This window comes from Bartonella sp. AD13SXNS (genome assembly GCF_042196465.1).
Classification (GTDB): Bacteria; Pseudomonadota; Alphaproteobacteria; order Rhizobiales; family Rhizobiaceae; genus Bartonella.
Map to the genome: position 1 here is coordinate 54,639 of NZ_JBHIQI010000008.1, position 13,357 is coordinate 67,995.

Below are 13,357 nucleotides of genomic sequence, written 5' to 3' on the forward strand. Positions count from 1 at the left end.
AATTATTGTTTATTTTTTTTCTACCTCCGTATAGAACTTTAAATAAAATATATATTTTATAAAAAACGAATGAAATGAATAAGGAAATCTCTTCTGTTCTTTCCTTATTTTCTAAGCATTGCAAAAAAAATAATGACTTGGTAATATAGCCGTTAGGAAATATTTTATTTTTTGTAAACTAATCAATTTTTACGAATTTTATTAAGGAAAGAAAAACAAACGTGCGGCTAACCATGAAATTATTCATGCGCACAAACAAAAAGAATCACCAAACTGGTTTTATGATCCAGAAGAATTTGCTCATGCTCACGCATTTTGATATTCAGAGAAATGAGGATCTATTAGTGGACAAAACCTTATCGTAGATAGAACACTCATATAAATACACACTAACTTGGATATCATAAAAATGTCTAGAGAACGAAATAGTGATTTAAGGTCACCAAAAGCTGAACTTGACAGTGCCGCGCTTTTTTATCACCAATACCCTAAACCTGGAAAATTGGAAATACAAGCAACAAAACCTCTTGATAATCAACGTGATTTAGCTCTTGCTTATTCTCCAGGTGTTGCAGCACCATGTCTTGCAATTCATGAAGATCCTAATCTTGCTGCTCTATATACCTCCCGTTCTAATTTAGTTGCCGTTATATCAAATGGAACTGCTGTTCTTGGTTTAGGAAATATTGGCCCACTTGCTTCAAAACCAGTTATGGAAGGCAAAGCTGTTTTATTCAAAAAATTTGCGAATATTGATGTTTTTGATATTGAAATTGATGCATCCAATGTAGAACAAATGGTACAAACGGTATCAACCTTAGAACCTACATTTGGTGGTATTAATCTTGAAGACATTAAGGCTCCTGAATGTTTTGAAATCGAAGAAAAGCTGCGTGCTAAGATGAATATTCCAGTTTTTCATGATGACCAACATGGAACTGCCATTATTGTTTCTGCTGCTGTATTAAATGCCTTAAATCTCTCAGAAAAAAAGATTGAAAATGCAAAAATAGTTACCTCAGGCGCCGGTGCTGCTGCCCTCGCTTGTATTAATCTTTTGGTCCGTCTTGGAGCAAAAGTTGAAAATATTTGGCTTAGTGACTTGGAAGGCGTTGTTTATGAAGGTCGCAAGACCCTTATGGATCGTTGGAAAATTAATTATGCACAAAAAACTGATGCACGAACTCTATCTGATATTATTGATAATGCAGATATTTTTCTAGGTTTATCTGCGGGTGGTGTTTTAAAGCCTGAACATCTTAAAAGAATGGCTCCAAACCCATTAATTTTAGCGCTGGCTAATCCAGTACCAGAAATTATGCCTGAAGAAGCACAGTCTATACGACCAGATGCAATGATCTGCACAGGGCGCTCTGATTATCCCAATCAAGTTAATAATGTACTTTGTTTTCCCTATATCTTCCGTGGTGCATTAGACGTAGGTGCTACGGCAATTAATGAAGAAATGAAAATGGCTGCTGTTCATGCGATTGCTGCTCTTGCACGTGAAGAAACTTCAGATGTTGTAGCACGTGCATACTCAAAAGAACCTCCCAGTTTTGGTCCAGACTATTTGATTCCCTCTCCTTTTGATCCACGTTTAATACTGCGTATTGCTCCCGCTGTTGCTAAAGCAGCAATGGCAACAGGTGTCGCTATTCGTCCCATTGAAGATATGGAAGCCTACTATGATATCCTCAATCGATTTGTCTTTCTTTCTGGTTTAACGATGAAACCTGTTTTTGCAGCAGCAAAAACAGCAAAACGTAAACGCGTCATTTATGCGAATGGTGAAGATGAACGCGTCCTTCGAGCAGCACAAGTTGTCATTGAAGAACAAACAGCAACACCGCTCCTTATCGGACGTCCACATGTCGTAGAAGCTAGATTAAAACGCTTTGGTTTAAGAATTCGTCCTGGTATAGATTTTGAATTAACAAACCCTGAAGATGACCCACGTTTTCGTGATTATGTTAATTTATTTTTTCATTATACAGGAAGACGTGGCGTTACGCCTGAAATGGCAAAAACAATAGTAAGAACATCAACAACGGCTATTGCTGCCCTCGCCGTTATGCGAGAAGAAGCAGATGCAATGATTTGCGGCTTAGAGGGACGTTTTGAACGTCAACTTGAATTGATTGAACAAATTATCGGACTTGATCCTAATGTTCGCCGTTTTTCTGCTATGAGTTTACTTATCTCTCAACAGCGTACTCTTTTTCTCACAGATACTTACGTCAATGAAAATCCTTCTGCAGAAGAAATCGCTGAAATGACTGTATTGGCCGCTAAAGAAGTTGAAGCATTTGGAATAACACCAAAAGCAGCCTTATTATCACACTCAAACTTTGGGTCTAAAAACACAGAAAGTGCGCGTAAAATGCGACGTGCAACAGAAATTCTTGCTCAATTACACCCTGATTTAGAAGCAGATGGTGAAATGCACGGTGATGCTGCCCTTTCTAAAGTTTTTCGTGATCGTGTTTTTCCTGATTCTCGTCTTAAAAGTGAAGCCAATCTGCTTATCTTTCCAACACTTGATTCAGCCAATATCACGCTCAACACTGTTAGAAGCCTTACAAATGCACTTCATGTTGGTCCTATCTTGATCGGGGCTGCACGTCCCGCCCATATTTTAACACCTTCGGTAACTTCACGGGGAGTTGTTAATATAACAGCCCTTGCCGTCCTTGCGGCAAATAGAAAAAATAGTCTCGTAAAATAAATGTGTAATAAAATTTCAAAGTTTTTTAAATATTGAGGTATAGTATTTCATATACTGTAAACCTCTTTTCTCTATAGAAAAGACAGCTATATTCTGGATTAAGTCTTTTTTTTAAAGAGAAAAAAGGCTAGAAGAATAGTATTAAATATATTTTGAATTTACTAACTCTATAATAAGGAATCCGTACATTGCCTTCCACGTTTGATAAAGTTGCTGATATTATTGCAGAAATCAGTGAAATTGATCGCAATACAATTACGCCTGAAAGTCATACAATTGACGATTTGGGAATTGATAGTCTTGATTTTCTTGATATTGTTTTCGCTATTGATAAAGCTTTCGGAATAAAGGTTCCACTAGAACAATGGACGCAAGAAGTCAATGAAGGCACAGTTGCAACGGAAGAGTACTTTGTTCTTAAAAATCTTTGTGCAAAAATTGATGATCTTGTTGCCTTAAAACAGGCGGAGTAATTTTTTTCACTATGCATGATCAATCTGTATTCATCACTGGTATCGGCCTCATAAGCTCTCTGGGAGAAGGAACTGATCAACATTGGAATCTCTTAAATGCTCAAGCCCGTACACCAAATCTAGATTGTACAACTTTTTCGCCCTACACGGTTCATAAAGCACCCGAAATTGATTGGGGTTCACAGATTCCTAAAAAAAGCGATCAACGGCAAATGGGAACATGGCAACGTCTTGGTACTTATGCGGCTGGTCTTGCTCTTGATGATGCCGGTATGAAAAATAATGAGCAATTCACTTCGACAATGGATATGATCGTAGCAGCAAGTGGAGGAGAGCGTGATATTACTGTTGATACACAAATTCTTTCTAAAGCGCGTGCAATCACCGATCATGCCTCTATGTTAAATGTTGCTCTTTCAACCGAACTTCGTCCAACATTATTTTTGGCACAACTTTCAAACCTTCTGGCAGGAAACATTTCAATCGTTCATAAAGTCACTGGATCTTCTCGCACATTTATGGGAGAAGAAGGCAGTGGGCTTTCTGCACTTCAAATTGCTGTAGCCCGTATTAAATCAGGACAAAGCACCCATGCTCTTGTAGGAAGTTCCTATAATGCACAAAGTTATGATATGTTATTAGCGCATGAGCTTGGTGGTCTTTTAACCCATAATGGGTGGAGCCCAGTGTGGAATCGTGAAATTCACCCTGGCGGCGGTATTATAACCGGTTCTGGTGGTATCTTTCTAGTTCTTGAAAGTGGGGAACATGCAAAAAAACGTAACGCGCGTGCTTATGCTGAAATTAGTCAAATTGTTACAGACCAAACAGATAGAACCAAAACTTCACTGAGAGAGTCAATTGCAACAATGTTGAAAACTGCGGGCGCTAAATCTGCCTTAGTCATTTCAGCAGCCTCAGGTGCTCACGAAGCAACAAAAGCAGAACAATATGCTCTTGACGATGCTGATCTATCTTATCGCGGTATTACAACATTATTTGGTTATATGCGGGAAGCACAATTTCCTCTAGCGCTTGCTCTGGCAGCACTTGCAATTGAAAAAAAACACTGTTTTCCAGCGTTAAGTCCTCATGAAAAACCTTTTCCTAAAGAAGTACGTGAAATATTTGTTACAACTATTGGTATAAAAAGAGCTGAAGGTATCGTGCGTCTTACAGCTGTTTGAAGGGGAATTTCTATCGTGAAATATCATGATCATTTTGGACGTCCACTTGTAGCAATAACTGGTGTAGGCGTTGTCACATCACTAGGACGAGGAAAACATGAAAATTGGCAAAAATTAACAAACGGTGTAAGCGGAATCCACAAAATAACACGTTTTCCCATTGAGGGATTAAACACATATATTGCTGGAACGATTGATTTTCTCAAAGAAAGTACGTTTGGTGCTTCAGCTCTTTCTGAAAAACTTGCACATCTTGCTGCTGAAGAAGCGTTAGAACAAGCTGCTGTTGATAAAACAAATTTTAATGGACCACTCTTTCTAGCTGCTCCTCCTGTTGAACTTGAATGGAAAGCACGTTTTAGTCTTGATCAAGAGGAAAAATTTAATAATGAGCCTTCTTATGCAGATCTTCTTAAAGTCTGTAAACATAAACTCCATGAGGCGCTTTTTGAAACCACACAATTTGGTGCAATTGCAGAAAAACTTCAAAAAACATTTGGCACAAAAGGGCTTCCTGTTACACTTTCCACTGCTTGTGCATCTGGTGCAACAGCAATTCAATTAGGTGTTGAATCTATTCGACGGGGAGAAACAAATCGTGCTCTCACAATTGCGACAGATGGATCAGTTTCAGCAGAATCTCTTATCCGCTTTTCATTACTATCTGCTCTTTCAACTCAAAATGAGCCTCCAGAAAAAGCCGCAAAACCCTTTAGCCGTGATCGAGATGGATTTGTTATGGCAGAAGGCTCAGGCGCTCTTGTTCTTGAATCTCTTCAAAGCGCATTAAACCGTAATGCTACAGTTTTAGGAATTTTAGCTGGCTGTGGAGAAACAGCCGATGATTTTCACCGTACACGTTCAAAACCTGATGCATCACCAGCAATTGAATCCGTTCGTAAAGCCTTAGACGATGCACAAATAACCATCAATGAAATTGACTATATTAATGCACATGGAACCTCAACACCTGAAAATGAAAAAATGGAATATCTTGCATTATCAACTGTCTTTGGTGATCTGTTAGAGCATATTCCAGTCTCTTCTAATAAATCAATGATTGGGCATACATTAACTGCTGCTGGTGCAATAGAAGCCGTTTTTTCTCTTTTAACCATTCAATCAGGGGTACTTCCACCGACAATAAATTACGATAATCCTGACCCTGCCATCCCTTTAGATGTTGTTCCTCATCATAGCCGTAAAGCCTGTGTTAATGCGGTTTTGTCAAACTCTTTTGGATTTGGTGGTCAAAATACGAGTCTTGTTATCACAGCCTATAAAGGATAATCCTTTATATAATAAAAATTTTGTAACGCTAACCTAATAACGTCTTTTAAGGGGGCTGATAATGCGTGCACTGCAACTCTTTAATGAACGTCGACTTGAAATCACCAATATTCCCTCGCCATCTTCACCTAGTCTAGGTGAAGTAACTGTGCGGATAAAAGCAGTTGCCCTTAATCATATTGATGTATGGGGATGGCGTGGCATGGCCTTTGCGAAAAGAAAAATGCCCCTCATCATTGGTGCAGAAGCCTCTGGTGAGGTTGTACAAATAGGAGATGGCGTTGAACATCTCCAACTTGGACAGATAGTCTCAATTTATGGTGCACAAACCTGCGGAGTATGCCAAGCTTGTCATGAAGGACGAGATAATCTTTGCAGTCATGTAAAGGGAGTCTACGGTTTTCATCTTGATGGATTTGCTTGTGAGCTTGTTAATCTGCCAGCACGTTTATTGGTTCCAGCCCCACCCCAATGTAATGAATTGCAAGCAGCTGTTGCTCCAATTACTTTTGGTACTGTAGAACATATGCTTTTCGATAACGCAAAACTACAAGAAGGAGAAACAATCCTGATACAAGCAGGTGGTTCCGGTATTGGCTCTGCAGCTATTCAACTTGCAAAGCATAGGGGATGTACAGTTATCACCACTGTAGGTTCAGATGAAAAAATTGCAAAAGCACAAGCTCTTGGAGCAGATCATGTGATTAATTATCGTAAAGATCGTTTTGAAGGTGTAGTACGTAAATTAACTCAAAAAAAAGGTGTTGACGTTGTTTTTGAGCATGTTGGTGTCGATACATGGAATGGTTCTCTGTTGTGTATGAAAAAAGGAGCACGTTTAGTGACTTGCGGTTCTACCTCTGGTGTTTCAGCACCACTCAATCTCATGCAATTATTCCAGCAACAACTTAAGATATTTGGTTCATTTGGCTGCCGTCTGGAAAATATGAAAAATGCCATGCAAAAAATGGCACAAAAGGTCGCACATCCTGTCATTGATACAATTGTTGGGCTTGATGAAATTGATACAGCTTTAAAACGAATGGAAAGTCGTGATGTTTTTGGTAAAATTATTCTTAAAATCGATTAAATCATGATGAAAACTTTTCTTAAAAAATTCATATATCGTATTAAAATTATAGCTAAAAAAATATCCTACTTGTTATGGGCATATCTACTCTTTGGTTCTTTATTTATTCTAAAATGTTTTCCAGCCAACATGGGAATTTCTTTTTTTGCTTGGTTAGCAAAAAAAATTGGTCCCCTTATCCATCGTCATCAAATCACACTTGCAAACCTTAGGAGTGCATATCCAGAAAAAACAGAGCAAGAACTCCGTGCGATTGCAATAGAAATGTGGGAAAATATAGGACGTTTCCTCGCTGAATATATTTTTCTTGATAAAATTTTTGATTTTGATCCTCATGCGGATGAGCCAGGTTTCATTGAGGTTAAAGGAGTTGAAATCTTTGAACGATTAAAAAAGGAAAAAAAACCACATATTTTTTTCACAGCGCATACTGGAAATTTTGAACTTCTCCCTATTTGCGCACAAAGTTTTGATTTGAATATTACAGTGTTATTTAGACCACCCAACAACCCTTATATTGCCAAACGCGTTCTTAAAGCACGACAAACTTCTATGGGACATCTTGTTCCCTCTAAAGCCGGTGCAGCGTGGGCATTAGCAGCTAAATTAGCAGAAGGTAAAAATGTTGGTATGCTCGTTGATCAAAAATTTCGCCGCGGTATCGTGGGAACATTTTTTAACAGACAACTTAAAACAAATCCCTTAATTATAAAGCTTGCTCGACAATATAACTGTGATATTTATCCAGCACGTTGTATTCGTCTACCTGGAGGACGTCATCGTTTAGAATTATATGAACATGTAGAACTTCCACGTGATGAAAAAAATGATATCGATATAGCGGCTTCTACGCAAAAATTAAATGATATTGTTGAAACTTGGGTCCGTGAATATCCTGGACAATGGATGTGGTTACATAGACGTTGGGACATCTAACATAAGCTCTATTGCTTACAGAGGAAGTGCAAATGTTAGCCTCAAAAGATATCAAAGATCTCACCGCAATTATCACTGCATTACGCAATCCTGATAGTGGTTGTATATGGCATAAAAAACAAACTTTTGAATCTCTCATACCCTATATGCTCGAAGAAGTTTACGAAGTCATCAATGCCATTGAACAAAAAAACCGAAGGGATCTCTGTGAAGAACTTGGTGATCTTCTTTTACAAGTTGTCTATCATGCTACTATTGCACAGGAAGAAGGCAGTTTTACTTTTGAAGATGTTGTTTATGCAATTACGGAAAAAATGATTCGGCGCCATCCTCATGTTTTTGGAAATGCTGTGCAAAAAGAACGGGGGGTTATAAAAGAGGAGTGGGAATATATAAAAATCAAAGAACAGGCTGAACAAAAAAAATTATATAAAGAAAAAAACAACAATTCCTCCACAAGCATACTCGCAACAGTAAAACAAATCCAGCCAGCAAACCAAGAAGCACTTGCTTTACAAGAAGCAGCAGCTAAAGTAGGTTTTGATTGGCAAAAAAGTGATAAAGTTTTTGAAAAAATAGAAGAAGAACTGGAAGAGCTCAAAGAAGCCATCAAAAATAAACAAAACTCAGAGATAGAAGCAGAGTTTGGAGATCTCTACTTTATTCTTCTTAATCTTGCACGCCACTTAGCAATTGATTCACAAAAAGCATTAAAAAAAACAAATACAAAGTTCCGAAATCGTTTTGCCTATATTGAAGAAAAACTATCCACCCAATCTAAAACACTCACTGATGCATCCTTGAACGAAATGGAAGCACTTTGGAAGCAAGCTAAAAATGAACAGTCAAAATATTAAGTTTATTGTACCAAGAAAACAAGCTGCTTAGAATTACTCAATGATAATTTCTCTAAGCTTAGATAATTTCACGAGGCTCGATTCGTTTTATATTGATCTTGGGTAGCAGGACGAAGTTCTACTGACTCGCCACACCCACATGCTGAAACTTGATTAGGATTTTTAAAGACAAAACCAGAACGAAGCGTTGTTACTTCATAATCCATCTGTGTTCCTAATAAAAACAATACTGCATCGCGTGCTACAAAAACACGAGCACCATTCACTTCAACAACATCTGCATCTATTCCCTCTTCTTTAACAAGAGTAATTGTATATTCCATTCCTGCACAACCGCCTTTTTTGATAGCAACAAGAATCCCCCGTGCATCTTTTGCATCCATAATCGCTTTAACACGCTCCACGGCTTCTTGTGTTAAATTTATTACTGAAAAACGGCTCATCGTTTACTCTTTTCTTGGCTTAATAGACACTTTAAATGCTTTTACTTTACAAGATTCTCTCTGATATTTTAGAAGAAAAATTTATTGGGATAAAAATGCATCGCCATAAAATAAAATTTATGATTGCACATATCTGAAATTTATAATTTTATATCCATATAAAATGCAAAATACCTCTTCTATAAAAACTCTAAACAAAGGAAAACGTTTCACTGCCATATATTCTCCACTAACGTTTTGAAAATATATCTTCCGCGCTACTCGCTTCCCTCCTTCCCCAGTCTATAACCCTAAAATCACAAATCTTATCTTTTCACAATCTGCAAAAGGAGTTAAATGCATACATTTATTAATTATAGAGCCATAATTTTAATGATAATAAAGAATTTTATAGATTCGCTCCTTATCTTGAATGAACAACAAAATATTGATGTGCAAAATTTTTTACTTTTAAAAGTTCTGAATGTGAGAACATTTTAGATTTTATTCTGTTTATTTTTTCTCTTGCCTTTAAATAAACAGTCATTTAATCGTTTTACACGAACTCGGAGCGTAGCGCAGCTTGGTAGCGCACTTGACTGGGGGTCAAGGGGTCGTGGGTTCAAATCCCGCCGCTCCGACCATTCTTAAAATACTATAAAATGAAAAATAAGCTGACTTCATAATCGAACTACTATGCATTTCAATGGATACCTACATTTTTTTCTTCAACGTAGGATAATGTGCGATAATATTTTTATCATAAATTTTAGATGAGCTATTTTTATTAAAATAATTTTCTTTCTTACAAAAACACACACGAAACGCGAGACTTTTGCCTCGCGTTATTTTAGTCTTTAGAAAAATTTATAATTATTCGGTTCTTATATTTTCTAAAATTTTCTTTACGCAATAATGTCGCTATTATCATTTTTTGTAATGGATGGTGACGTCTGCACAGTTATCTTTTTTGGTTTTAATTCAGCTGGCATTTCCCTTTTAAGCTGAATATGAAGAAGCCCATCTCCAAGTTCTGCTCCAATAACCTTAACATGATCAGCCAAATGAAAACGCCGTTCAAAAGCACGCGAAGCAATACCTCGATAAAGAAACTCTCGTTCTTCAGCATCATTTTCAGGCTTTCTGTCTCCTTTAACGATCAGCTGGTTACAATGTGTTTCAATATCAATTTCATCTTGAGAAAAACCAGCAACAGCCATAGAAATTCTATAAGAATCTTCAGTTAAACGTTCAATATTATAAGGGGGATAAGAAGAAACTTCATCTGGTTGGGTTCTAGAATCAAACCAATTAAAAAGATGATCAAAACCTACTGTGGAACGATAAAATGGTGAAAAGTCTACTTGACGCATAATATTGCCCTCCTCTAGAGCGACTATAATTTATAATTGATTCACAAAGTTCCCAAATGGCAAACTTACTTGTGAACCCATGGCCCCATCATGGCAACCACATTATATTATTTGGTAATCATTTTTCCTTATTTCAACTTTTTTGTACGTGAATTGTTAAAAACTATCTAAAAAGCACCCTGCCCCTTTCTTAATCCGTCTTCCTTATTACATAAATACAAAGTCCTCTCATTATTTCACGTTGCACTAAATTGCAAAAATACACTGTAAAGGATGTCAATTGGAAACACCTTTTTATTGCATAGACGGGGAGTCTACACCTCCTAATATTCATTATAGTACCTTAAAAATAGCAAGAGATCGCGAAATTCGTTTTGCGATAACATATCCTGAAGTAGAAAAATCTAAGGGAACAATTGTTATTCTCGAAAGCTATGCAAATGCTTTAGAAAAATATTTTTTACCAATAAACGAAATTTCTAAACGCGGTTTTCATACGGCAATATTTGACTGGTTTAATCAAGAAAAAACATCCTTCAAGATAAGCAAACAATGCCGACATCATTACTTTGACATAAATAATGATATTAATGACTTATATAAATTTCTTAAAAATATTGTTTATCCTAATTGTCCGCCTCCTTACTCTATGCTCGCCTATGGCATAGGTGGATTGATAGCACTGAGCGGATTAGATCTCATTAATCATCAGTTTAATAAATTGCTCTGTGTTTCTCCCCTTTTTGCTCCATTCGGCAATAAAACGAATGGTTTTCAACATAAATTAACACAATTTCTTTCTGATATAGGTCTTGGCTTCATACCAGCGAAAGATGGAAAAAAATTTAAAAAAACGAAACAAAAAAATATGCCATTGAGACACACTCATAAAGTGCCGTTCTCTTCCATTAAGCCCCCAACATCCTTATGGATGGCATCAGTATTTAATACGATTAATTCTATGAAGAAAAATTTACTTCACGGGCATTTACAAATCCCAACACTCTTTATTCTCGCCAATCGAAATAATATTGCAAACAACATTGAAGTGCGGCAATTATGCCAACACACACGTCTGACAGAAAGTATTACCATTAGAGGCGCTGAATTGGATACAATTATGGTTAACGAAGATTATAAAAAACAATTTTTGGCTGCATTTGATGCATTTATCCATGATAATGTATCTATAAAATAACATGAGACTTCCGCTTGCTCCATCCAAAATGCAGTTTTTTACTAGCGACGTTAATCTATAAATACTTCCTTGATACAGTGGGGGCCCTCTTCTAACCACTCATATGATTCGTTTTATAGACTCTACAGGAAAACCGTGACCTAAATATTCAGTACATTCTCTAACAAAAACACCTAATGTATACAATATAACATTGTATAAACAATAGTATTTTAATAATAATGTAATTTAATATAATAATAATTATATAATAAGGATATATATTATGTAATTATTTATTTTTTATATATAATCATGATGTTTTTTTAGCAATTTAAAGATAACAATATTTTAAATATTGACAAAAAACTAATTATACAAATAAAAATGCTTTGTATAGTGTATAAATTTATAAAAATAAAATATATATTAACACATTTATTATACATTGTTTATTAAATAATAAATAAAAGTATTGTTTTTAAATTACTCGTAATTTATTATATTATATTTATAAATATAATAATATTTATCCATTTAATGAAAATATCTTAAAAACAAACTATATTTATAATATTTATTTTAAAATAGCTACAAAATACAACCAACTATAAAAAATCTATTTTGTAATAGAACTTTTTAAAAACAATAAATTAACATAATGTTTTTCTAACTTCCTAATATAAGTATTCTATACATTAATGATTTTCATAAGTTTTTTAATGGAGTTCTGATAAAAAAGAAATCAGATTGAATCATCTTAAAACAGCTTGATCGGTCCTCTTTTTTCAAAATCACATACATTTCGAATTTAACCAACTCACAACGAATATACTGTATTGTAAATAAGAATGTAAGAATTAACCATTTTGCCATTCATTTCAATTATGAGCATTTTAGCACCTTTTTTATAAATACTCTATATTGTATAATTGATGCGGCAAAAACTCTGACAAATGGAGCCATTGGAACATAATCATGAAACGAATCCTGCTCGCAGAAGATGATAACGATATGCGTCGCTTTCTAGTAAAAGCCTTAGAACGTGCAGGCTACGAAGTCGCCGATTTCGATAATGGTATTAGCGCATATGAACGTTTACAAGAAGAACCTTTTTCCCTTCTCCTTACTGACATTGTGATGCCAGAGATGGATGGAATCGAACTCGCACGACGCGCTACTGAAATTGACCCTGATTTACGAGTAATGTTCATTACAGGTTTTGCAGCGGTTGCACTCAATTCAAATAGCGATGCTCCTCCTGATGCAAAAGTACTCTCTAAACCATTTCACTTACGTGAACTCGTAAATGAGGTTGAAAAGATCCTTATAGCTGCTTAAAAGGATATTTTTCTAAATTATTCATATCTGGTAAAAGAGAAAGTGAAATTAGGCATTGACGTTTGTCATTCTATGTGGTGTATGCAACATCAGTGAATGGGCGTGTAGCTCAGCGGGAGAGCACTACGTTGACATCGTAGGGGTCACAGGTTCAATCCCTGTCACGCCCACCATTCAACTTTATACTGCAAGTGACTTATTGATTTTATATATCTTTTTTAATGTACGGGGTATGTGGATAAAAGTTAGGGAATAGGATTTTTAACATACCTCTTAATTATTACGAATCAAGAGTTCTTTTCGGGGGGGGAGTAGTAAATCCTGATGTCCAAAGAGTCTCTAACTCTAACTTTTTGTTATCCATTTTTTGAGGTGTGATAAGATATTATCGAGTGCGTCCATAAGGCGGGCAAAATCGATAACAAACATAAAGACAATGAAGGCAATCCACTTCATAAAGCGTGACATCATCTTTAAGCCTTG

Annotated in this window: 11 protein-coding genes and 2 tRNA genes; 11 read left to right on the forward strand and 2 right to left on the reverse strand. The window is 36.0% G+C overall.

Going from position 1 to position 13,357, the window contains the following annotated elements:
- Window positions 1-409 precede the first annotated feature (409 nt).
- From ACFIMQ_RS06555 to mazG, 7 genes are all read left to right on the forward strand, one after another.
- On the forward strand, window positions 410-2,728 hold the full coding sequence (locus ACFIMQ_RS06555; RefSeq protein ID WP_375616621.1) for an NADP-dependent malic enzyme: 2,319 nt from the start codon (window positions 410-412) through the stop codon (window positions 2,726-2,728).
- A gap of 188 nt (window positions 2,729-2,916) precedes the next feature.
- Window positions 2,917-3,201 carry an acyl carrier protein gene (locus ACFIMQ_RS06560; protein WP_005773457.1) on the forward strand — a complete coding sequence of 95 codons (285 nt, stop codon included), beginning with the start codon at window positions 2,917-2,919 and terminating at the stop codon, window positions 3,199-3,201.
- 11 nt (window positions 3,202-3,212) lie between these two features.
- Window positions 3,213-4,388: a beta-ketoacyl-ACP synthase gene (locus tag ACFIMQ_RS06565; RefSeq protein ID WP_375616620.1), complete on the forward strand. Its 1,176-nt coding sequence runs from the start codon at window positions 3,213-3,215 to the stop codon at window positions 4,386-4,388.
- Window positions 4,389-4,403: 15 nt separating this feature from the next.
- Window positions 4,404-5,678 carry a beta-ketoacyl-ACP synthase gene (locus ACFIMQ_RS06570; RefSeq protein WP_375616619.1) on the forward strand — a complete coding sequence of 425 codons (1,275 nt, stop codon included), beginning with the start codon at window positions 4,404-4,406 and terminating at the stop codon, window positions 5,676-5,678.
- Between the two features lie 61 nt (window positions 5,679-5,739).
- Window positions 5,740-6,768, forward strand: a complete 1,029-nt coding sequence (locus ACFIMQ_RS06575) for a zinc-binding dehydrogenase (RefSeq protein ID WP_375616617.1) — start codon at window positions 5,740-5,742, stop codon at window positions 6,766-6,768.
- Window positions 6,769-6,774: 6 nt separating this feature from the next.
- Complete coding sequence (locus ACFIMQ_RS06580; protein WP_375616652.1) at window positions 6,775-7,704, forward strand: lipid A biosynthesis lauroyl acyltransferase; 930 nt, start codon at window positions 6,775-6,777, stop codon at window positions 7,702-7,704.
- Window positions 7,705-7,736: 32 nt separating this feature from the next.
- Window positions 7,737-8,561 carry a nucleoside triphosphate pyrophosphohydrolase gene (gene mazG / locus ACFIMQ_RS06585; RefSeq protein WP_375616616.1) on the forward strand — a complete coding sequence of 275 codons (825 nt, stop codon included), beginning with the start codon at window positions 7,737-7,739 and terminating at the stop codon, window positions 8,559-8,561.
- Between the two features lie 68 nt (window positions 8,562-8,629).
- On the opposite strand, the gene ACFIMQ_RS06590 is transcribed toward mazG, so the two are convergent.
- Window positions 8,630-9,004: an iron-sulfur cluster assembly accessory protein gene (locus tag ACFIMQ_RS06590; protein ID WP_375616614.1), complete on the reverse strand. Its 375-nt coding sequence runs from the start codon at window positions 9,002-9,004 to the stop codon at window positions 8,630-8,632.
- A 546-nt stretch (window positions 9,005-9,550) separates the two neighbouring features.
- Here ACFIMQ_RS06590 and ACFIMQ_RS06595 point away from each other — a divergent pair.
- Window positions 9,551-9,627, forward strand: a tRNA-Pro gene (locus ACFIMQ_RS06595).
- 261 nt (window positions 9,628-9,888) lie between these two features.
- On the opposite strand, the gene ACFIMQ_RS06600 is transcribed toward ACFIMQ_RS06595, so the two are convergent.
- Entirely contained in the window at window positions 9,889-10,356 is a 468-nt protein-coding gene (locus tag ACFIMQ_RS06600) for an Hsp20 family protein (RefSeq protein ID WP_375616612.1), read from the reverse strand.
- A 280-nt stretch (window positions 10,357-10,636) separates the two neighbouring features.
- On the opposite strand from ACFIMQ_RS06600, the gene ACFIMQ_RS06605 reads away from it, so the two are divergent.
- The 3 genes from ACFIMQ_RS06605 to ACFIMQ_RS06615 all read left to right on the forward strand — a co-directional run bounded on the left by ACFIMQ_RS06605 (window position 10,637) and on the right by ACFIMQ_RS06615 (window position 13,047).
- Complete coding sequence (locus ACFIMQ_RS06605; RefSeq protein WP_375703635.1) at window positions 10,637-11,554, forward strand: serine aminopeptidase domain-containing protein; 918 nt, start codon at window positions 10,637-10,639, stop codon at window positions 11,552-11,554.
- Window positions 11,555-12,511: 957 nt separating this feature from the next.
- The gene (gene cpdR, locus ACFIMQ_RS06610; protein WP_005773448.1) at window positions 12,512-12,874 is read left to right on the forward strand and encodes a cell cycle two-component system response regulator CpdR; all 363 of its coding nucleotides are present in this window, start codon (window positions 12,512-12,514) and stop codon (window positions 12,872-12,874) included.
- A gap of 98 nt (window positions 12,875-12,972) precedes the next feature.
- A tRNA-Val gene (locus ACFIMQ_RS06615) sits at window positions 12,973-13,047 on the forward strand.
- The last annotated feature ends 310 nt before the right edge of the window (window positions 13,048-13,357 follow it).